The organism is Robertkochia marina (assembly GCF_004799345.1).
Classification (GTDB): Bacteria; Bacteroidota; Bacteroidia; order Flavobacteriales; family Flavobacteriaceae; genus Robertkochia; species Robertkochia marina.
In genome coordinates this window covers 269,799-289,426 of sequence record NZ_SSMC01000004.1, presented here as the reverse complement: position 1 = coordinate 289,426, position 19,628 = coordinate 269,799, and the positions used below count along the sequence as shown (strand labels likewise).

At 44.8% G+C, this 19,628-nt stretch carries 18 protein-coding genes; 8 read left to right on the top strand and 10 right to left on the bottom strand.

The window, feature by feature from the left end; genetic code table 11:
- Positions 1-323: 323 nt before the first annotated feature.
- Entirely contained in the window at positions 324-1,664 is a 1,341-nt protein-coding gene (locus E7Z59_RS15050; protein WP_136337175.1) for an aryl-sulfate sulfotransferase, read from the bottom strand.
- A gap of 221 nt (positions 1,665-1,885) precedes the next feature.
- On the opposite strand from E7Z59_RS15050, the gene thrS reads away from it, so the two are divergent.
- From thrS to E7Z59_RS15025, 5 genes are all read left to right on the top strand, one after another.
- Positions 1,886-3,826: a threonine--tRNA ligase gene (thrS, locus tag E7Z59_RS15045; protein ID WP_136337174.1), complete on the top strand. Its 1,941-nt coding sequence runs from the start codon at positions 1,886-1,888 to the stop codon at positions 3,824-3,826.
- Positions 3,827-3,914: 88 nt separating this feature from the next.
- On the top strand, positions 3,915-4,409 hold the full coding sequence (gene infC / locus E7Z59_RS15040; RefSeq protein ID WP_168731319.1) for a translation initiation factor IF-3: 495 nt from the start codon (positions 3,915-3,917) through the stop codon (positions 4,407-4,409).
- 49 nt (positions 4,410-4,458) lie between these two features.
- On the top strand, positions 4,459-4,656 hold the full coding sequence (gene rpmI / locus E7Z59_RS15035) for a 50S ribosomal protein L35 (protein WP_136337172.1): 198 nt from the start codon (positions 4,459-4,461) through the stop codon (positions 4,654-4,656).
- Between the two features lie 94 nt (positions 4,657-4,750).
- Positions 4,751-5,095 carry a 50S ribosomal protein L20 gene (gene rplT / locus E7Z59_RS15030; protein ID WP_136337171.1) on the top strand — a complete coding sequence of 115 codons (345 nt, stop codon included), beginning with the start codon at positions 4,751-4,753 and terminating at the stop codon, positions 5,093-5,095.
- A 391-nt stretch (positions 5,096-5,486) separates the two neighbouring features.
- Entirely contained in the window at positions 5,487-6,296 is an 810-nt protein-coding gene (locus tag E7Z59_RS15025) for an HAD family hydrolase (RefSeq protein ID WP_136337170.1), read from the top strand.
- Here E7Z59_RS15025 and E7Z59_RS15020 read toward each other — a convergent pair.
- From E7Z59_RS15020 to tgt, 8 genes are all read right to left on the bottom strand, one after another.
- Complete coding sequence (locus E7Z59_RS15020) at positions 6,293-6,715, bottom strand: secondary thiamine-phosphate synthase enzyme YjbQ (protein WP_136337169.1); 423 nt, start codon at positions 6,713-6,715, stop codon at positions 6,293-6,295. The genes E7Z59_RS15025 and E7Z59_RS15020 overlap by 4 nt on opposite strands.
- A gap of 9 nt (positions 6,716-6,724) precedes the next feature.
- Positions 6,725-8,449 (bottom strand): beta-N-acetylhexosaminidase, encoded by a 1,725-nt coding sequence (locus E7Z59_RS15015; protein WP_136337168.1) that lies wholly within the window; start codon positions 8,447-8,449, stop codon positions 6,725-6,727.
- Between the two features lie 19 nt (positions 8,450-8,468).
- The gene (locus E7Z59_RS15010; protein WP_242015697.1) at positions 8,469-9,695 is read right to left on the bottom strand and encodes an asparagine synthetase B; all 1,227 of its coding nucleotides are present in this window, start codon (positions 9,693-9,695) and stop codon (positions 8,469-8,471) included.
- Between the two features lie 154 nt (positions 9,696-9,849).
- Positions 9,850-11,394: a replicative DNA helicase gene (gene dnaB / locus E7Z59_RS15005; RefSeq protein WP_136337166.1), complete on the bottom strand. Its 1,545-nt coding sequence runs from the start codon at positions 11,392-11,394 to the stop codon at positions 9,850-9,852.
- Between the two features lie 168 nt (positions 11,395-11,562).
- Positions 11,563-12,516, bottom strand: a complete 954-nt coding sequence (locus tag E7Z59_RS15000; RefSeq protein ID WP_136337165.1) for an acetyl-CoA carboxylase carboxyltransferase subunit alpha — start codon at positions 12,514-12,516, stop codon at positions 11,563-11,565.
- 47 nt (positions 12,517-12,563) lie between these two features.
- On the bottom strand, positions 12,564-13,466 hold the full coding sequence (locus E7Z59_RS14995) for a DMT family transporter (protein WP_136337164.1): 903 nt from the start codon (positions 13,464-13,466) through the stop codon (positions 12,564-12,566).
- A complete protein-coding gene (locus E7Z59_RS14990; RefSeq protein ID WP_136337163.1) occupies positions 13,453-14,532 on the bottom strand; it encodes an LptF/LptG family permease in 1,080 nt (359 codons plus the stop codon). Before E7Z59_RS14990 ends, E7Z59_RS14995 begins: the two co-directional genes overlap by 14 nt.
- 2 nt (positions 14,533-14,534) lie before the next feature.
- Positions 14,535-15,665: a tRNA guanosine(34) transglycosylase Tgt gene (tgt, locus tag E7Z59_RS14985; RefSeq protein WP_136337162.1), complete on the bottom strand. Its 1,131-nt coding sequence runs from the start codon at positions 15,663-15,665 to the stop codon at positions 14,535-14,537.
- Between the two features lie 160 nt (positions 15,666-15,825).
- Here tgt and E7Z59_RS14980 point away from each other — a divergent pair, with 160 nt between their 5' ends.
- Genes E7Z59_RS14980 through E7Z59_RS14970 form a run of 3 tightly spaced genes read left to right on the top strand, consistent with a single transcriptional unit; the run spans position 15,826 to position 18,317 of the window.
- Positions 15,826-16,671 (top strand): transketolase, encoded by an 846-nt coding sequence (locus E7Z59_RS14980; RefSeq protein ID WP_136337161.1) that lies wholly within the window; start codon positions 15,826-15,828, stop codon positions 16,669-16,671.
- Positions 16,672-16,720: 49 nt separating this feature from the next.
- The gene (locus tag E7Z59_RS14975) at positions 16,721-17,674 is read left to right on the top strand and encodes a transketolase family protein (RefSeq protein ID WP_136337160.1); all 954 of its coding nucleotides are present in this window, start codon (positions 16,721-16,723) and stop codon (positions 17,672-17,674) included.
- A 55-nt stretch (positions 17,675-17,729) separates the two neighbouring features.
- Positions 17,730-18,317, top strand: a complete 588-nt coding sequence (locus E7Z59_RS14970) for an outer membrane beta-barrel protein (protein ID WP_136337159.1) — start codon at positions 17,730-17,732, stop codon at positions 18,315-18,317.
- A 267-nt stretch (positions 18,318-18,584) separates the two neighbouring features.
- Here E7Z59_RS14970 and E7Z59_RS14965 read toward each other — a convergent pair whose 3' ends face one another.
- Positions 18,585-19,562: an FKBP-type peptidyl-prolyl cis-trans isomerase gene (locus E7Z59_RS14965; RefSeq protein ID WP_136337158.1), complete on the bottom strand. Its 978-nt coding sequence runs from the start codon at positions 19,560-19,562 to the stop codon at positions 18,585-18,587.
- Positions 19,563-19,628 lie beyond the last annotated feature (66 nt).

Genomic DNA, 19,628 nt, shown 5'->3' with positions numbered 1-19,628 from the left:
TTGTTGTTCAAAGCGGGTGCAAATATAAGACGGGTTTTTGCTTCCCTCCAAGCTTTTGGGTGTTAAAATTTGAAGAGTATTTGTAAGGAGTTAAAAATGAAACGAGTAAAGCGAAAGATATTTGGAGGAAGAAGCCCCCATCCGTCAACACCCTCGGCATTGCTCCCTCGCGCCGGCTGGCTCCTTCGCTAAAAACAGCCAGTGCCTGTTTTCTAAACGCTCAGCCCTCCCCAAAGGGAGAAGGATTCGTTATCCTATCCTACTATCGTGTGGTAGTGACTCCCCTTCCCAGAGGGAGAGGGAGGGCTTATTACAAGAAAGCCTTAATTAACCCCAAGGATCTCCAGCACCGGATCTCCCTTACTTACGGGATAACCTCTCCAGAAAAAGCCTTCTTGCCTGAATTGCCATACCACCTCTTTCTCCGGGGTTACCTCCCAGTAGCCAAAGGTGCCTACCGCGATCAGGGTATTTTGATTTGAAAGACGTTCGGCTCCCGATACCTTGGCGGAGTACATATCAGGGTGAGAGAACTCCCATACTACAGAAGGCTCATTATCTGCCCCGGGCGCCAGGTTCAGGTTATCCGGCAGGTCTAACTCATAGACCACCGAAGGCCCCTCGGTATGATTACCATTCATGTAAACCAGGAAATGATCGGTTTCCGGAATTATTCTGGGGGTATGATTATTATAGAAATAACGCTGCCCCATAGTATTATTATAGGCTGAAGGGTTCCCGAACCTGTAAACCAGGTCTCCCCCTACTCCATAATTACCTCCCGTACTACCCGACGCCTCTTCGGTGGTAGTACTGTGATCTATCACCCATACCTCACTATAATAGTTCACAGACATATATATAAGGTCATTCTTCTCATCGTAGGTGATTCCGTTAGCATGCATCACATCCCCATTATCAGGTATAGAGGCAATGGCTTCATCCTTATAATTGATATTGATCTTCCTTACACTTTCGCCAATGTCCCCGAAATTTCCACCATCGGGCAGCGCATCCTGCACCAGGTGATCACGGGAATCCCATCGCCAGACCACCTCGTTGGTTTGAGGGTTGATCTCTATCAGGGTCTCCGTATATATCTCAGGTTGCTCCCCGGCATATCCGAATGAAGAAGCAAGTGTTGCATCTGACCGCTCCCATAACATGGTAACCACATTACCATTCGGCAACAGGATCACATCATGATGTGCCACCAGGTTCTCTGTACTCAGATCATAATTCCACATTGCGGCACCATTTTTATCCAGCAACTGCAGTTTACCTCCATAACCTCCAAACTTAAATGCAGGCTCCTCTGCCCTCATCGACACTAACAGCAAACCATCATCAAGTAACTTCGCATCATTCCCTAAATGCTGAGGCAACGCCCAATCAAACACCACCGAAGCATCATCCTTATCCATCAGATATACCTTATTATTACCGGGGTCGTTTACCAGTACATAATCATCGGCCTTTAAGGACTTGTTATTGATCAGCACTCCAAACTCAATATCAGACCCGCCTTCATCCGGAGTTTCATTCTCTACAGGAGGCTCTACCGGATCTTCGGTAACTTCAGGCATTTCATCATCAGAACAGGAAACGAGTACATAGCTCAATAGCAGCACTATAAAATATCGGGATCGTAAACTTGAGATCATAGGTTGGTTACGCAGGGATTTGAATCTTAATAACTCTTACTTTTTCAACTTTCAAAAAGGCTTGTTTTCGGGCCGGGCTATCGAAAGTTCAATAGATCGGTTAAATATATAAATTAAAACCCGAGTCTTTCTGAAATAAATACCTATTTCAAAAAGGAACTGTTGTACGCGTACCTACTGTCTATTATCTTTGCAACCCAATATTAACTATTCATATATATATGATCAAGATCACACTACCCGACGGCTCGGTGAAGGAGTTCGAAGCGAACAGCACTCCTATGGATGTTGCCATGAGTATCAGCCAGGGATTAGCACGCAATGTTATTTCGGCAAATTTCAATGGAAGAAAGGTTGAAACCACTACCCCATTAACCACAGACGGGGATCTTGTATTATATACCTGGAATGATGACGAAGGTAAAAAAGCCTTCTGGCATTCTACTTCTCACATCATGGCCCAGGCCATTGAGGAGCTCTACCCGGGAGTGAATTTAACAATAGGACCTGCCATAGATAATGGCTTCTATTACGATGTTGATTTTGGAGAGCATAGCTTTTCAGAAAAAGACTTCCCCAAGATCGAGGCTCGTATGCTTGAGATCGCGAGAGGGAAACACGACTTTAAACTAAGAGACGTAAGCAAGGCTGACGCTCTTAATTACTATAAAGAACAAAACAACGACTTCAAGGTTGAGCTGATCGAAAACCTTACAGACGGCGACATTACTTTCTGTGACCATGATACCTTTACCGACCTGTGTCGCGGAGGACATATTCCAAACACCGGGATCGTTAAGGCGGTAAAACTACTTTCAGTAGCGGGCGCTTACTGGAGAGGTGACGAGAACAAACCTCAGCTTACCAGGGTATATGGTATTTCATTCCCTAAGCAAAAAGATCTGAAAGAATACCTGGAGCTACTCGAAGAGGCCAAAAAGAGAGATCACAGAAAACTCGGAAAAGAACTGGAGCTGTTTACCTTTTCACCAAAGGTAGGTCAAGGACTTCCTCTATGGCTGCCTAAGGGAGCTGCTTTAAGAGAGCGCCTCGAGAACTTCCTGAAAAAGGCTCAGAAAAAGGCCGGATACGAGCAGGTGGTGTCTCCCCATATTGGTCAAAAGGAACTTTATGTAACCTCAGGTCACTATGCTAAATACGGAGAAGATAGTTTCCAACCTATTCATACTCCCAGGGAAGATGAGGAGTTCTTATTAAAACCCATGAACTGTCCGCACCACTGTGAGATCTATAACTCCCGTCCGTGGAGCTACAAAGAACTCCCGAAGCGGTATGCAGAATTCGGAACAGTTTACCGTTACGAGCAGAGTGGAGAATTACACGGACTGACCAGGGTTAGGGGGTTTACGCAGGATGATGCACACATTTTCTGTACCCCTGAGCAATTGGATGAAGAATTTAAGAACGTTATTGACCTGGTGCTTTATGTATTCGGATCTTTAGGGTTTGAGAACTTTACAGCACAGGTATCTTTGAGAGACCCTGAAAACCCTGATAAGTATATAGGAAGTGCCGAGAACTGGGAGAAAGCAGAAAATGCCATTCTTAATGCGGCCAAAGAAAAAGGACTTAATTACGTAGTAGAGACCGGGGAGGCTGCATTTTACGGGCCTAAGCTTGACTTCATGGTAAAAGATGCCCTTGGAAGAAGCTGGCAGTTAGGAACCATCCAGGTAGATTACAACCTTCCGGAACGTTTTGACCTGAACTACACCGGCAGCGACGATAAGCTGCACAGACCGGTTATGATACACCGTGCCCCTTTTGGAAGTATGGAAAGATTTGTTGCCATATTGCTGGAGCACACCGGCGGAAACTTCCCGTTGTGGCTCATGCCGGAGCAGGCTATCATCCTGTCAATCAGTGAGAAATATGAAAATTATGCCGAAAAAGTTTTAAATTCATTAGAAAATAACGAAATTCGCGCCCTTGTTGACAATCGAAACGAGACCATAGGCAAGAAGATTCGTGAGGCTGAGATGAACAAGATCCCATACATGATCATTGTAGGGGAAAATGAAGAAAAAGAGAACACGATCTCAGTGAGAAAGCACGGTGGCGAAGACATCGGGTCTATTGGAATTGAAGATTTTGTCAATTTGATTAATTCAGAAATCAATCGTACATTAAAGTCGTTTTAAAAGAAAGTTTAACTAAAATTATTAAGCCATAGCAATTAAAAGATTCCGGCGAAATCAGCCAAGAAGAGAAATTAAGAACCCACATCGAATCAATAAGGAGATTCGAGTTCCTGAAGTACGATTGGTAGGAGACAACGTAGAAATGGACGTTTATCCTACTAAGAAAGCTCAAGCCATGGCAGAGGAATTGGGATTGGATCTTGTAGAGATCTCTCCTAACGCCAAGCCTCCTGTATGTAAAATTCTTGATTACAAGAAATTCCTTTACGAGCAGAAGAAGCGTGATAAGGCCATGAAAGCAAAAGCTTCAAAGGTTACTGTAAAGGAGATCCGTTTCGGACCCAATACAGATGATCACGATTACGAGTTTAAAAAGAAACACGCAGAGAAATTCCTTAAAGAGGGTTCCAAATTAAAGGCCTATGTATTCTTTAAAGGACGTTCTATTGTGTATAAAGATAAAGGTGAGATTCTACTGCTCAAGCTGGCTTCAGAACTTGAAGATCTTGGAAAGGTAGAACAAATGCCAAAACTGGAAGGGAAGCGTATGACCATGTTCATCGCACCTAAGAAAACCAAGTAAGGCTACCCCTATAAAGATTAAGCGCGATAATAGATAAATATTAGGAATTATGCCTAAAATGAAAACCAAATCCAGTGCCAAGAAGCGTTTTAAGCTGACCGGTACCGGTAAAATTAAAAGAAAGCACGCTTTTAAAAGTCACATCTTAACCAAGAAGTCTAAAAAGCGTAAGCTTGCACTTACTCATTCAACCCTTGTTCACAAGGCAGATGAGTCTAACATCAAGGAACAACTACGTTTGAAGTAACCGTTCCTTCGGTTCATTAAATTGTTTAACCCTGGAGTCAGGCCCAATAAAAGTCTCAGATTTTCTGAGCGCCTGCTACAAAAAATTTAAAATTATGCCAAGATCAGTAAATTCTGTAGCTTCAAGAGCCCGTAGAAAAAAGGTAATGAAGCAAGCTAAAGGCTACTACGGTAGACGTAAAAACGTTTGGACGGTTGCCAAGAATGCGGTTGAAAAAGCAATGTCATATGCTTACAGAGACCGTAGAAATAAAAAGAGAACATTCAGAGCCCTTTGGATCACCCGTATTAACGCAGGTGCCAGATTGCACGGAATGTCTTATTCGCAATTCATGGGGAAAGTAAAAGCCAATGGTATCGAGCTTAACCGTAAGGTGCTTGCCGACCTGGCTATGAACCACCCTGATGCGTTCAAAGCAATTGTTGAGAAAGTAAAGTAAACGTTTAACAATATATTTTCGCGCTTAAATGAAAGGTCCGGTTTTTCCGGGCCTTTTTTTTTGGCGGGTGACAAGTGACAAGTAACAGGTGACAGGTGACAAGTGACAAGGATTAAGGGTTAGAAGTTAAGAGCTAAGGGTTGCGAATTACCTATCTGCCTACCCGCCTACCCGCCTACCCGCCTACCCGCTTACCCGCTTACCTGCTTACCCGCCTACCCGCCTACCCATCTACCCATCTACCCATCTACCCATCTACCCATCTACCCATCTACCCATCTACCCATCTACCCATCTACCCATCTACCCATCTACCCAAGTAAAATAACATAGTCTTAACGAATTCCGACCGCCTCCTTACTACTTTTGCTTTTCTGAAAATGATATGATTATGGATCTGAACAAGGTTAAACTAGTGGTCACTGATATGGACGGCACCCTTTTAAACTCTAAAGGAGAGGTCAGTCAACGATTCTTTGCGTTATACCGGGAGTTAAAAGATCATATACATTTCGTAGCGGCCAGCGGCCGACAGTACCATAGCATCAAACACAAACTGGAGCGTATTGCCTCAGAGATCACCATTGTTGCCGAGAACGGAGGACTGGCAAAGAGGGATCAACAGGAACTACTCTTTACCGGTTTACCGGAAACCCATTTATCAGAGATCGTCAACAAGGCCAGAAAGGTCAATAATGCCGAGATCATTCTATGCGGGAAAGACGGCGCCTATATTGAAAACGGCGATTCCAAATTCACCAATATTCTAAAAGAATACTACCATAAATACAACATAACCGGCGATCTTAACAGTGTTGATCCTTCCGGTATCATGAAGGTGGCATTGTATCACTATGAAGATTCAGAACAGTTTATCTATCCGGAAGTACAAGAACTGGAAGGCGATCTGCTGGTCAAGGTCTCAGGAAAGCACTGGGTAGACATCTCCCACCCCGAGGCTAATAAAGGCCGGGCCGTGTCGCTCATTCAACAGCAAATGGGAGTTTCTACTGAAGAGACCATGGTTTTTGGCGATTATAACAATGACCTGGAAATGCTCGAGCGCGGATATTTCAGTTACGCCATGCAAAATGCGCATCCAAAAGTGAAGGAAATCGCCCGTTTTGAAACCGGAAGCAACGATCATGAAGGAGTGGAAGAAGTGCTGGAAGCATTGGTAAAAGCTAAAACCCCGGTTTAAATTCCCTGCAAGGTCAGTACCAGCTTCCGGGAACCACCACGGTCTCGGTGTTCACAGAGATAGATACCCTGCCAGGTGCCCATGTTTAATTGGCCGTCGGTTACCGGAACCGTCACCGAACTCCCCAAAAGGGCAGCCTTTATATGAGCCGGCATATCATCTGGACCCTCATAGGTATGAATATAATAAGGGGCATTTTCCGGAACCATTTCATTAAAGTGACTTTCGAAATCAGTCCGCACCGTAGGATCGGCATTTTCATTAACGCAGAGAGAGGCCGAGGTGTGTTTTATAAACACATGAAGCAATCCGTTCTTTATAGTATGCAGTTCCGGCAAGGCTTTTACGATCTGGTCGGTGACCAGGTGAAAACCCCTGGGATGCGGATGAAAACTTATCTCCTGTTGAACTATTCTCATGAGCACTGATTATAAACTGTCTTTCTTTGTTGCGAAAACATGGGGCGCATAGTTATATCCGGCCTGATCATACAGGTCCTTCATCCCTTGCAGTCGCGATAGAAAGTCCTTGTAATCCTTTGCCTCCTTTGGAGTCCAGACCACCTCAGCAAGAGCAGCCATCCGTGGTAAAACCATATACTCAACATAGTCGGCATCTTTCATATATTCTGTCCACACATTCGCCTGGGCACCAATGATCATTTCTTCTTTACCCAACGCTCTCACCGCTTCCGGAACGGGTTCATATTCATACACCTTTTGTACCGGCGACAAGCAGCAGATGGCATCCGGCTCATGTTCCGGATCAGCCTGATAATGGTCAAAATACATATGAGAATTGGGTGTCATGATGACCTCATGACCCTCGTTTGCAGCTGTGATCACCGCCTTATGATCATCCCATGAACGCCAATACATAACGGTAGCATTGGGCGCCAATCCACCCTCAAGGATCTCGTCCCAACCGATGATCTGCCTTCCTTTTTCATTCAGGAATTTCTCGATACGTCTTATAAAATAACTCTGCAGCTCATGTTCATCTGCAAGCCCTTCCTCCTTTATTCTACCCTGGCAATGACTGCATTCCTCCCAATACCCTTTCGGACATTCATCGCCTCCTATGTGAATATAGGTGGATGGAAATAATGTAACAACTTCTTCCAGCACCCCTTCAAGAAAAGCGAAGGTCGATTCTTTTCCGGCGCAATACACATCATTGGTTACCCCCCATTCTTCATAAACCACCTTTGGATGACCATTCTGCTGCTGCTCCATGCTCTTGGCCGACAACATGCCATGGTTCGGAGTGGTGGGTCGTTCCGGAAAACAACTAAGCTCAGGATAGGCCGCTATGGCCGCACTGCTATGACCGGGCAATTCTATTTCGGGGATCACCGTGATATGTCTGTCTGCAGCATATTGTACCACCTCCCGGATTTCTTCCTGTGTATAATAGCCACCATACACCTCATTGTCGTTTTCAGTCCACGGCAATTTCCCTACAACGGTTCCGTTTCTCCAGGCCCCTGTTTCTGTCAGTTTAGGATATTTTTTGATCTCGATCCTCCACCCCTGGTCTTCGGTAAGGTGCCAGTGAAAGGTATTCATCTTATGCAGTGCCAGCATATCTATGTACTTCTTTACAAAGCTGACCGGTTGAAAATGGCGGGCTACATCCAGGTGCATACCGCGATACGAAAACCTTGGCGCATCTTTAATATGAACCCCGGTAATGGTTGCTACCTCCAGCCCCCTTTCCCGGTCAGGTACATTAAAAAGCTGACGCAGGGTTTGCAAGCCCATAAATACTCCTCCGGCCGCAGGAGCTTTCACCAAAATCTTATCGGGTATTACCACGAGTTCATACGATTCCGGGGCCAGATCGCCTGCTTCTACCCTAAGTTCTATCTCGTTTTCAAAATGTCCCGCCGAAGCTTTGATGGGAATATTGATATCGAATTGAGCTCCCATGAGGTCTCTGAGATATTCAGCCTCCTTTATAAGACCATCCTGTGCAACGATCACCGTATTTTGATCTACGGCAAAACGTCCCGGTAGCTGTTGCTCCCATTTGGGTGCAGGTATGATTGTATAATCGTCCGGACGGTTCTCGAAATTCTTATAAGGTTTATCACAAGAGGTAAAAAGCCCTGTAATTACAATAAGAGCAAGGAAAAATGGTTGGCGGTTCATGTAAGGGGAAAATTGGTTATCAGGTTTTTTGCTTTTTCTTTCTGGCTGCAGGAAACAGGACATTATTCAATATAAGCCTGTACCCCGGGGAGGTGGGGTGCAGTTCCAATTCAGTTTTAGGGTCTCCTACCCTGTGTTGATAATCTTCGGGATCATGCCCTCCATAAAAGGTAAAAAAGCCTTTGCCTTTAATCCCGTGAATGTATCTGGCCTCACCATTCACCTTATTTTCTGCCATCACCAACACGGTGGGCTTGATGGTCGCCGGATCATAGCTGGTGGTTTGCCCCATAAATCCTTTAATAATGGCTGTATGGTTTTGACATAACATGGTGGGTACCGGATCCCATTTGGCAGAGAATTCCATCAGTGTAAAATAATCGGTCTCCCGTTGCACCGTAGGGCGCTTTGCCGTCATATCAATGGATGAGAATTCATAGGCATTCGGGTTTCTTTCTAATATGAAATTGGTAAATGCCAGGGTATTGTCAAAGTTCAGCTTGCTCTGATACCCGGGATCGGACGGGTCACCATCAAACATAGGCTCACAAATATCAACCCCTTCAGCAGAGAGAGCAATATCAAAACTGTCGGTAGCAGAGCACATGGCAAACATAAAACCACCTCCTATCACATAATTCCTGATCTTCAGGGCTACGGCCAGCTTTTCATCGGAGACTTTTTCGTAACCCAGGGAATTCGCCAGGGCCTCAGCCTGCTTTTTATCTTCAATATACCAGGGTGCTGTACGGTAGGCCCCATAGAACTTTCCGAATTGACCGGTAAAATCTTCGTGATGTAAATGCAACCAGTCGTAGAGCAACAGACCATCATTCAACACTTCCTCATCATACACCACATCATAGGGGATCTCTGCATAGGTAAGCACCATGGTTACCGCATCATCCCAGGGTTGATTTCCTTTTGGAGAATACACCGCGATCTTCGGAGCTTTTTCCAGCACCACGGCATCCTGGTTCTTACTGGGGCTGGCAACCTCTTCAAGGATCTCTTCGGCCACCCCGTCTGTGAGCACTTCAAAAGTAACCCCCCGAATCTGGCACTCCCTCCTGATAGATTCTGTATCGGGCATCAGGAAAGAACCACCGCGATAATTGAGCAGCCATTTTACTTTATTGTTCTGCTCCAATACCCAGAAGGTAATACCATAGGCCTTTAAATGGTTTTCCTGCCCATCGGCATCCATAGGTATCAAAATATATGATGCCAGGGCCGAACCATGCATTGCAAAAAGTAACAGAAATAAAACCAGGCAACGAGAAAGAGAAAAGGCATGGAACGTTCTCCGGGAAGAGAAAGCCATGCCTTTTTTAGTTTTATAATTAGTACTTCCAACGATCCATCTTTTTGCCTTACAGCAAAAAGAACGTATATGATCATTAGAAGGGTACGTCATCATCGTTATTAAAATCATTATTCATCGAGCTGCCAAAGGCCTCATCAGCACTGGGCAGATCTTTTGTTGAGAACGGATTTTCCTCTCCTGAATTCATCTTAGACTGGAACTCAAAAGGTGTATCAAACTCCTCTAAATTATCAAATTTACCGAGGTGTCCAAGGAATTTTAACCTAATATTTTCAAGTCCACCGTTACGGTGTTTCGCTACAATGAACTCTGCCTGACCCGCCGTAGGGCTTCTTTCTTCATCATCCCACTCTTCGATCTTGTAGTATTCCGGACGATAAATGAATGATACGATATCGGCATCCTGCTCGATCGCTCCCGATTCCCTAAGGTCAGAAAGCAGCGGACGCTTACTTCCTCCCCTGGTTTCCACGGCCCGCGATAACTGAGACAGGGCAATAACCGGTACATTTAATTCTTTAGCCAGTGCTTTTAAGTTTCGGGAGATCATGGAGATCTCCTGTTCCCTGTTTCCGCCCTTCTGCGAACCCCCGGCGGTCATCAACTGCAGGTAATCGATCATGATCATACGAATACCGTGCTGTGAAGCCAGTCGCCTTGCTTTTGCACGAAGGTCGAAAATGGAGAGTGAGGGCGTATCATCAATGAATAAAGGAGCTGACTCCAGGTTCTTCACCTTAACATTCAACTGCTCCCATTCATGTTTCTCAAGTTTTCCGGTTCTCAGTTTTTCTGATGACAATCCTGTTTCTGAAGAGATCAAACGGGTGATAAGCTGTACCGACGACATCTCCAGGGAGAAAAAGGCAACCGGCATTTTCGCATCCACGGCAATATTTCGTGCCATAGAAAGCGTAAGGGCCGTTTTACCCATACCCGGACGCGCTGCCACAATAATAAGGTCAGAAGGCTGCCATCCGGAGGTTAACTTATCGAGCTTATCAAAACCTGTTGGGATACCACTGAGTCCTTCTTTGTTAGAGATCTCCTCGATCTTCTTCTTCGCCTGCATGACAAGGCTCTGGGAAGTCTCTGCCGATTTCTTGATATTACCCTGGGTAACTTCGTAGAATTTGGCTTCTGCGTCATCTAACAGGTCAAATACATCGGTGGTTTCGTCATAGGCCTCCTCGATGATCTCGTTAGAGATCTTGATCAGGCTTCGCTGAATATACTTTTGGAGAATGATCCTGGCGTGGTACTCAATGTGAGCCGAAGAAGACACCTTTTTGGTCAGCTGGATCAGGTAAAAATCACCGCCAATCTTATCAAGTTTACCTATTTGCTTCAGTTTTGTTGAAACTGTTAATAAGTCAATGGGCTCTGACGACTCGAAGAGCTGAACAATGGCTTCAAAGATATACTGATGACCTTCCTTATAAAATACAGCCGGGTTCAGAATATCGATCACCTCATCGATACCTTTCTTATCGATCATCATAGCACCAAGTACGGCTTCTTCCAGATCCAGGGCCTGGGGCGGCACCTTTCCTTTTTCAAGGCTAATAATACTTGATTTATTAACCTTTATTCCTGGGATAGGGTTCACGTTCTCCATAGCAGCGAAAGTAATTATTTGGCGGCTAAAACTGTCGAATAGCGGGCACTACATTGTTCACCGGCCATCAACAATTCTATTGTTAATAACTTGATTTTCTTGTTAATAAAGGTAAAAAAAACCGAAGCATGAACTTCGGTTTTCATTCAATATCCTATTGATAAAGGGCTACCCTTTAAACACACCCATATTGGCATATTTATCCATTCGCTGTTTTACCAGCTTTTCAGGTGTTAATTTCTTTAACTGATTGTAAACCTTGGTGATCTCTTTACTAACGATCTCAAAAGTTTCTTGCCGATTGGCATGAGCGCCCCCTAAGGGTTCTTTGATGATATCGTCTACGAGCGACAATTTCTTCATGTCCTTAGCGGTAAGCTTTAAGGCTGAGGCCGCCTGCTCTTTGTACTCCCAGCTTCTCCATAGGATGGAAGAACAGGATTCCGGAGAGATCACTGAATACCAGGTGTTTTCCAACATCAATACCTTGTCTCCAACACCTATTCCAAGGGCACCTCCTGAAGCACCCTCTCCAATGATCAATACGATCACAGGTACTTTAAGACGGGTCATTTCAAGAATGTTTCTGGCAATAGCTTCCCCTTGTCCGCGTTCTTCGGCTTCAATACCGGGATAGGCTCCGGGAGTATCGATCAAAGACACTACAGGAATTCCGAATTTTTCAGCCATTTTCATCAGGCGTAACGCCTTACGATACCCTTCGGGGTTAGCCATTCCGAAATTTCGGTATTGACGGGTCTTGGTATTATAGCCTTTTTGCTGCCCTATAAACATATAGGTCTGGTTACCTATTTTACCCAGGCCACCGATCATGGCTTTATCATCTTTTACATTTCTGTCGCCGTGAAGCTCCTGAAAGGTATCCCCGCAAAGGGCTCTGATATAATCAAGGGTATAGGGCCTTGAGGGGTGTCTTGACAATTGCACCCGCTGCCAGGCAGTAAGATTCTTATAGATATCTTTTTTGGTCTTCTCCAGTTTCTTCTCTATCTGCTCACAGGTATCAGTAACATCTACATCGCTTTCTTCACCCAGCAGTTTGCATTTATCCAGTTGCTCTTCGAGCTCTTTTATTGGTAACTCAAAATCTAAGTACTCCATGAGTTGGTTTTGAAGGTTTCACAGGGCTACAAATATAAAACTTTATGTTATTCTGCCCTTTGAATAGCTCCTTTTCTTTTATGAGAATTCTTCAGAACTCCGTTGGCAACCACAGTCCCTAAAATGAGCAATGCCCCAAAATAAAAGCCCCCGCTCATCTTTTCGTCTGCCCCAAGAATCAGAAAGGCCAGAATAATACCGTAAACCGGTTCTAAGTTGATGGTAAGCATCACCGTATACGGACTGATAAACTTCATTACCTTAACCGAAACAATAAAGGCATAGGCAGTACACACACTGGCCAATAATAACAAGAGCAGCCAGTCATTGGTGCTAAGCTTAAAAAATTCATGAGTAAATCCGCCCCTGAAGAGAAGGTAAAAGGTTATAAAAAGCACTCCACTCCCTAATTCATATAGCGATACCACAGAAGGGCGGTATTGCTGAGCCAGTTTGCCGTTGATCAAAGAAAATACAGCGGCCAGCAAGGCAGAGAGTAAGGCTAGCAGGATACCATTAACATATTGCGTCTCTACACGAAAGATCACCGCCAATCCTAAGATTACCACAAGCCCGAACAACGTTTCATACCAGATAAATTTTCTCCGGTACCATAAAGGTTCGAGAATGGCAGTAAAAAAAGCTCCGGTTGAAACCGTGGCCAGGGTCACAGAAACATTAGACACCTTGATCGCCATGAAGAAGGTGATCCAGTGCAGGGCAATGGCACCCCCTGCCAGTATCATAGTCCACATGGCACGCCTGGGCACCCTAAGGTCAAAACGCTTCCAGGCCAGGTATATCCCTACAAAGAATACGGCCAACCCCATGCGATACCAAACCAGGGGAATGGCATCAATAGAGATCAGGGCACCGAGAACGGCTGTAAAACCCCAAATAAAGACTATAAAATGAAGGTGGAGGTAGTTCCTTAGCTTATCGTTTAGCATTTTGCAGCATATAAAAGGCTATGATGGCAAAGATAATGTTCGGCAGCGCCACAGCCAGTAGTGGTGAAAAGTTAGATTGCTCGGCCATAATAGCGAACACCTTATCAAAGAAAATAAAAACAAAGGCCAGGGCTATCCCCAGGGCAAGATTCACCCCCATACCGCCCCGACGTTTCATAGAAGAAACCGCCACGGCAATTATGGTTAGAATAAAAGCAGAAATCGGCAGACTCCACCGCTTATACTTCACCACCATATACCTGCTGATATTGGGGGATCCTTTTCTTTTTTCTTCTTCTATAAATTTATTTAACTCAAACAGATTCTTGGTCTCTGCCACATAGGAAACCGGGGTAAGATCGTCTAAGTTAAATTCAAACAGGGTGTCATGACGCGCTTTAGAGATCAGGATATCATTTTCAGGTCCGATAATGCGCTTCTTATAGGAGGCCAACCGGAAAACACTGTCATCCTCTACCCAGCGTATACTACTCGCGCTGATCTTGTATTTCAATTCAGTTTCCTCAAAATGCTCCAAAGTGAAATTATACCCGGTTTGGGTGATAGGCCTGAAACTGCTCACATACACATAATCATTATCGCTGATCTGGTTGAATATATTATTGGTCTCCCGGTCTTTATCGCGCCCACCTTTCAGGTATTTGATACGAAAATCATTATACCCCTGGCTGGCGGCCGGAACAATAAACATACTCATCATAAAGGCGAATACAGCGATGATGGAGGCTCCGATAAAATAGGGCTTCAGGAATCGTGTAAAAGAAATTCCCGAACTCAGAATAGCGATCACCTCTGTATTATTGGCCAGCTTGGAGGTAAACCAAATAATGGACAAAAAGAGAAATATAGGAAACAGCAGGTTCGCAAAGTAAAAGGTAAAATCTATATAATACTGAATGATAGCACTTGTCGGAGCCTGGTTGGCGATCATTTTATCGATCTTCTCAGACACGTCTACCATGATCCCAATAGGAATAAAAAGCAGGATCATGGTAAAAAAGGTAAGCAAGTACCTTTTCAGTATGTAACGATCAATTATTTTCAAAATCAGAGGCGCTTATCCATTTGTTTTACCATGGTATTCTTCCATTCGGCAAAATCTCCCGCTAAGATATGTTTTCTGGCCTCACGAACCAACCACAAATAAAAGCCCAGGTTATGAATGGTAGCTATCTGTTTGCCCAGGTACTCATTGGCCGCAAACAAATGCCTTAAATAGGCTTTCGAATAATAGGTGTCTACATAGGTGATGCCCATTTCATCGATGGGAGAAAAGTCGTCTTCCCACTTTTTATTCTTGATGTTTATCGTACCGTGGGCCGTAAAAAGCATCCCGTTTCTGGCGTTACGGGTAGGCATTACACAGTCAAACATATCAACTCCCAGGGCAATGTTTTCAAGGATATTTATCGGGGTACCTACTCCCATGAGGTAACGGGGTTTCTCTTCCGGAAGGATCTCACAAACCACCTCGGTCATGGCGTACATCTCTTCGGCAGGCTCTCCCACAGAAAGACCTCCGATCGCATTTCCAAAGGCACCGGCATTGGCAATGTATTCTGCAGACTGCTTTCTAAGATCCTTATAGGTGGATCCCTGAACTATAGGAAAAAGCGTTTGTTCATACCCATATTTAGAAGGGGTGTCATTAAATCGTTTTATACAGCGATCAAGCCAGCGATGGGTCATATACATACTTCTTTTTGCATAATGATAATCGCATGGATAAGGAGTGCATTCATCAAAGGCCATGATGATATCTGCCCCAATGGTTCGCTGTATGTCCATTACATTTTCGGGGGTAAATACGTGGTAAGAACCATCTATATGACTCTTAAACTTTACTCCTTCTTCTTTGATCTTACGATTATTGGAAAGGGAATAGACCTGGTAACCCCCACTATCGGTCAGAATATTGCGATCCCAGTTCATAAACTTATGCAGCCCTCCGGCCTTTTCCAGGATATCGGTTTTAGGGCGCAGGTAAAGATGATAGGTATTACCCAAAATGATATCAGGATTAATATCATCGGTTAGCTCCCTCTGATGAACACCTTTCACGGTTCCTGCCGTACCCACCGGCATAAATATGGGGGTTTCTATAGTACCGTGATCGGTGGTGAGCTCACCGGCACGGGCCCGAGACCCCGGGTCATTTGCGATACGTTTAAACTGCATAAAAAAATCTTGGGTGGCAAAGATAATCAACTAATCGGCTAAGTTTTTAATTCCCCACTGAAAATGCGGTGAATAAGTCGTTCAAAAAAGAATATAGGAATGCTTTGTCAGGGTTAAGTAAAGGGTTATTTTTGCCGCAAAATAATTTTATCGTATACAAATGCCAGATACACAACAATTAAAGGATTTAGCAACCCAGGTTCGCCGGGATATTGTTAGAATGGTACACAAGGTAAATTCAGGACACCCGGGAGGTTCCCTGGGATGTACAGAATTCTTTGTGGCCCTCTATAACGAGGTGATGGAGCTTAACGAAGGATTTGATATGAACGGAAAAGGAGAAGATGTATTTTTCCTTTCCAATGGTCACATCTCTCCTGTGTACTACAGTGTTCTAGCGCGCAGAGGATACTTCCCCGTGGAAGAGCTAAACACCTTCAGACTTATTGATTCAAGGCTGCAAGGCCACCCAACCACCCATGAAGGATTACCGGGCATTCGCATTGCCAGCGGATCACTTGGTCAGGGGATGTCTGTAGCACTTGGAGCCGCACTGGCAAAGAAATTGAATAATGACGATCACCTGGTCTACAGCTTACATGGCGACGGAGAACTTCAGGAAGGTCAGAACTGGGAAGCCATCATGTATGCTGCAGCAAATAAGGTAGACAACATCATTGCCACGGTTGACTACAACAAGCAACAGATCGATGGTTCTACCGACGACGTATTGCCTTTGGGTGATCTTCGTGCCAAATTCGAGGCCTTCGGATGGGAGGTACTTGAGGTAGCCGAAGGAAACAACATTGAAGCAGTGATCGCCGGCCTGAAAGAAGCCAAGACCAAAACAGGAAACGGAAAGCCGGTAGTTGTACTGATGCATACCGTAATGGGTAACGGGGTTGATTTTATGATGCACACCCACGCATGGCACGGTAAGGCTCCTAATGATGAGCAGCTGGCCATCGCCCTGGAACAGAATCCTGAAACCCTGGGTGATTACTAATATTGTTTAATTATCTCAATCAAGAGATCAACGAGATACGATAGTACACATGAAAAAATACACATTCGAAAAAAAGATAGACACCAGAAGCGGATTTGGAGCCGGTCTTGCCGAGTTGGGTAGAACCAATGAAAATGTGGTTGCCCTTTGTGCCGACCTTACCGGATCGCTTAAAATGGACGAATTCAAAAATGAAAACCCGGAGCGCTTTTTCCAGGTTGGAATTGCCGAAGCTAATATGATGGGACTTGCTGCCGGACTCACCGTAGGTGGTAAAATTCCTTTCACAGGAACCTTCGCTAACTTCTCTACCGGAAGGGTTTACGATCAGATTCGTCAAAGTATCGCCTATTCAGGGAAAAACGTGAAGATCTGTGCTTCTCACGCCGGACTTACCCTTGGTGAAGATGGAGCTACCCACCAGATCCTGGAAGATATCGGACTGATGAAAATGCTGCCCGGAATGACCGTGATCAATTCCTGTGATTACAACCAGACCAAAGCCGCTACCATCGCTATTGCCGATCATGACGGTCCTGTTTACCTGCGTTTCGGACGTCCTGCAGTACCTAATTTTACTCCTGCAGATCAGAAGTTCGAGATCGGGAAAGCCGTGATGCTTAACGAAGGTACCGATGTTACCATCGTCGCTACCGGACACCTGGTATGGGAAGCCATTCAGGCCGGAGAAAAACTTGCTGAAGAAGGGATCTCTGCTGAGATCATCAACATACATACCATCAAACCTCTTGATGAGGAGGCGATCCTGAAGTCGGTTGCTAAAACCGGATGCGTGGTTACCGCTGAAGAACATAACTTCCTTGGAGGACTTGGAGAAAGTGTTGCCCGCACCCTGACAGCCAACCACCCTGCTCCACAGGAAATCGTTGCTACGCAGGATACCTTCGGAGAGAGTGGAACACCTGCTCAGCTGATGGAAAAATACGGCCTGAACAGCGCCTCTATTATAGAGAAAGCAAAAGCAGCTATCTCAAGAAAATAATCGTAATTACCTGATTTTGTGTATTTTAGATGTACTAAACACAAAATACAGAATTATGAAAAACGCTGTACTACTTATTTGCCTTTTGGCAGGACTCACCGCCTTTGGTCAATCCGGATCCGGATTTGGTATCAAAGGCGGTTTGAATTTTAGCTCGACCGGTGACCTCAGCTTTGAGAATGTCGAGAACATCGGCTCTGACACCAAAACCGGGTGGCACCTGGGAGCCTTTGCTAAGTTTGGAGATAATTTATTCTATTTAAGACCTGAACTCGTTTACACGCAGGTACGAAGCGAATACGGCTTCAACAATCAAAGCAGCGGCTTTACCATGCACAAGATCGATGTGCCCGTACTGGTTGGCCTTAACATCATTGGTCCGTTGCACATCTTTGCCGGACCGGCCTTTCAATGGATACTCGACACTGAGCTCGATAACGTAAGCCTCGGCGACCTTGATAGTGATGTTACCATTGGTTATAATCTGGGTATAGGCCTTAACCTGGGCAGCCTGGGTATTGATCTGCGCTATGACAACAGTTTCAGCTCGAACGATGCTTCATTTACTGATGAGATCTTCAGCAATACGGTATTAGACACCAGACCCTCTCAGGTGATTCTGAGTTTGTCGTATATGTTTTAGAGAGTGGAGAGTGGAGAGTGGAGAGTGGAGAGTGGAGAGTAGAGAGTGGAGAGTCGGGAGCGGTAAATCGATAATCGTCTTCGCGAAGTTCACGAAGTGAACTGTGGCGATCTCCAGAATTCGGGTACGAAGCAATTAAATATTAACCCGAAGTAGGGCAACCCTATTCAGGCATGCTCAAACTGCTAACTGTTAACTGCAAACCGCTAACTGCAGACTACAAACTGTAAACTAAAAAAATACCCCGGGATTTCCGGGGTATTTTATTTAGTTATTCTCTACAGTCGGATAATCCGGATCCAGATAATCCGGGGTACCGTCGTTATTATAATCATCCGGGATTCCGTCGCCATCCTTATCGTATTCAAACTCGGTAAGTACGCCATCGCCATCGTCATCGGGATCAGCAAAATTAGCTATCCCGTCTCCATCGGTATCGTCATTTCTTGGATCGCCATCACCATCTACATCCTCGAGGTGTGAGGGTACGGTATCGGGCGTTGATCGCCCCTGTCCTCCTGCCACGGTCAGGTCCTGATCTTCATCTTCAAAATTGTACAGATCCACCTTAAAGATCAAGGGGCTGTAAGCCGGAATTCCGGGCTGACTTGCATTAAAATAGCCTAATCCTGAAGGAATAAATACAGCTCCTATCCCGTAATCCTGGTTCCAGGTGATGGTACCGTCGCCATTTTCCACAAAACCGGTTCCAATACCCAGTTCCTGGAAAATTCGGTTAAACCCTTCAATAAAGGCACCTGTTGCGTTAATATTAAATCCATCAGTTGATACTCTAAGCGTATTTGCTAAACGCGGGGTAAAGGTCTGGTCAAAAACCTCTCCGTTCAGCAAACTCCCCTCATAATCATGCAATACGGCATGCCCTAATTTGGCTTTCTCTCCCACACCTTCTCTCACCACCAGAACATATAGGTTATGAGCAACATTCTGAAAGTTGTATTCACGAACAACTACCTGGTCGATCAACGGGATCACCGTATCCCTATTGGCATCGGTAATGGAATCAAAACGGATCTGATAGTCAAAATCTGCAGGCGGATTTTCAAATTCAGCGTAGTTGTAAAAGTGAGATTGCAGATAGGCTACTATGGTATCGTTATTCTCTACCCTTACCTCATTGACGTCTCTTGGTGGTTCAATATTATTGTTGTCGTCATCATTATTACAAGCTATAATAGAGAGCCCGAGAAGCAGGCCAGGTAAAAGTTTTGTAATTTTCATCATTTGGGCAATTTAAGAGCGCAAGATAGTATTTTCCTGTATTTTTGCTGAAGGCTTAACAAAAAATTT

Coding starts and splice junctions, on each gene's coding strand:
- rplT (WP_136337171.1), top strand. CDS start 4,751: ATGCCAAGATCAGTAAATTCTGTAGCTTCAAGAGCCCGTAGAAAAAAG.
- E7Z59_RS14965 (WP_136337158.1), bottom strand. CDS start 19,562: ATGATGAAAATTACAAAACTTTTACCTGGCCTGCTTCTCGGGCTCTCT.
- E7Z59_RS15050 (WP_136337175.1), bottom strand. CDS start 1,664: ATGATCTCAAGTTTACGATCCCGATATTTTATAGTGCTGCTATTGAGC.
- tgt (WP_136337162.1), bottom strand. CDS start 15,665: ATGCAGTTTAAACGTATCGCAAATGACCCGGGGTCTCGGGCCCGTGCC.
- E7Z59_RS15025 (WP_136337170.1), top strand. CDS start 5,487: ATGGATCTGAACAAGGTTAAACTAGTGGTCACTGATATGGACGGCACC.
- E7Z59_RS15020 (WP_136337169.1), bottom strand. CDS start 6,715: ATGAGAATAGTTCAACAGGAGATAAGTTTTCATCCGCATCCCAGGGGT.
- rpmI (WP_136337172.1), top strand. CDS start 4,459: ATGCCTAAAATGAAAACCAAATCCAGTGCCAAGAAGCGTTTTAAGCTG.
- E7Z59_RS14975 (WP_136337160.1), top strand. CDS start 16,721: ATGAAAAAATACACATTCGAAAAAAAGATAGACACCAGAAGCGGATTT.
- thrS (WP_136337174.1), top strand. CDS start 1,886: ATGATCAAGATCACACTACCCGACGGCTCGGTGAAGGAGTTCGAAGCG.
- E7Z59_RS14970 (WP_136337159.1), top strand. CDS start 17,730: ATGAAAAACGCTGTACTACTTATTTGCCTTTTGGCAGGACTCACCGCC.
- E7Z59_RS15015 (WP_136337168.1), bottom strand. CDS start 8,449: ATGAACCGCCAACCATTTTTCCTTGCTCTTATTGTAATTACAGGGCTT.
- E7Z59_RS15010 (WP_242015697.1), bottom strand. CDS start 9,695: ATGCATGGTTCGGCCCTGGCATCATATATTTTGATACCTATGGATGCC.
- dnaB (WP_136337166.1), bottom strand. CDS start 11,394: ATGGAGAACGTGAACCCTATCCCAGGAATAAAGGTTAATAAATCAAGT.
- E7Z59_RS14995 (WP_136337164.1), bottom strand. CDS start 13,466: ATGCTAAACGATAAGCTAAGGAACTACCTCCACCTTCATTTTATAGTC.
- E7Z59_RS14980 (WP_136337161.1), top strand. CDS start 15,826: ATGCCAGATACACAACAATTAAAGGATTTAGCAACCCAGGTTCGCCGG.
- E7Z59_RS15000 (WP_136337165.1), bottom strand. CDS start 12,516: ATGGAGTACTTAGATTTTGAGTTACCAATAAAAGAGCTCGAAGAGCAA.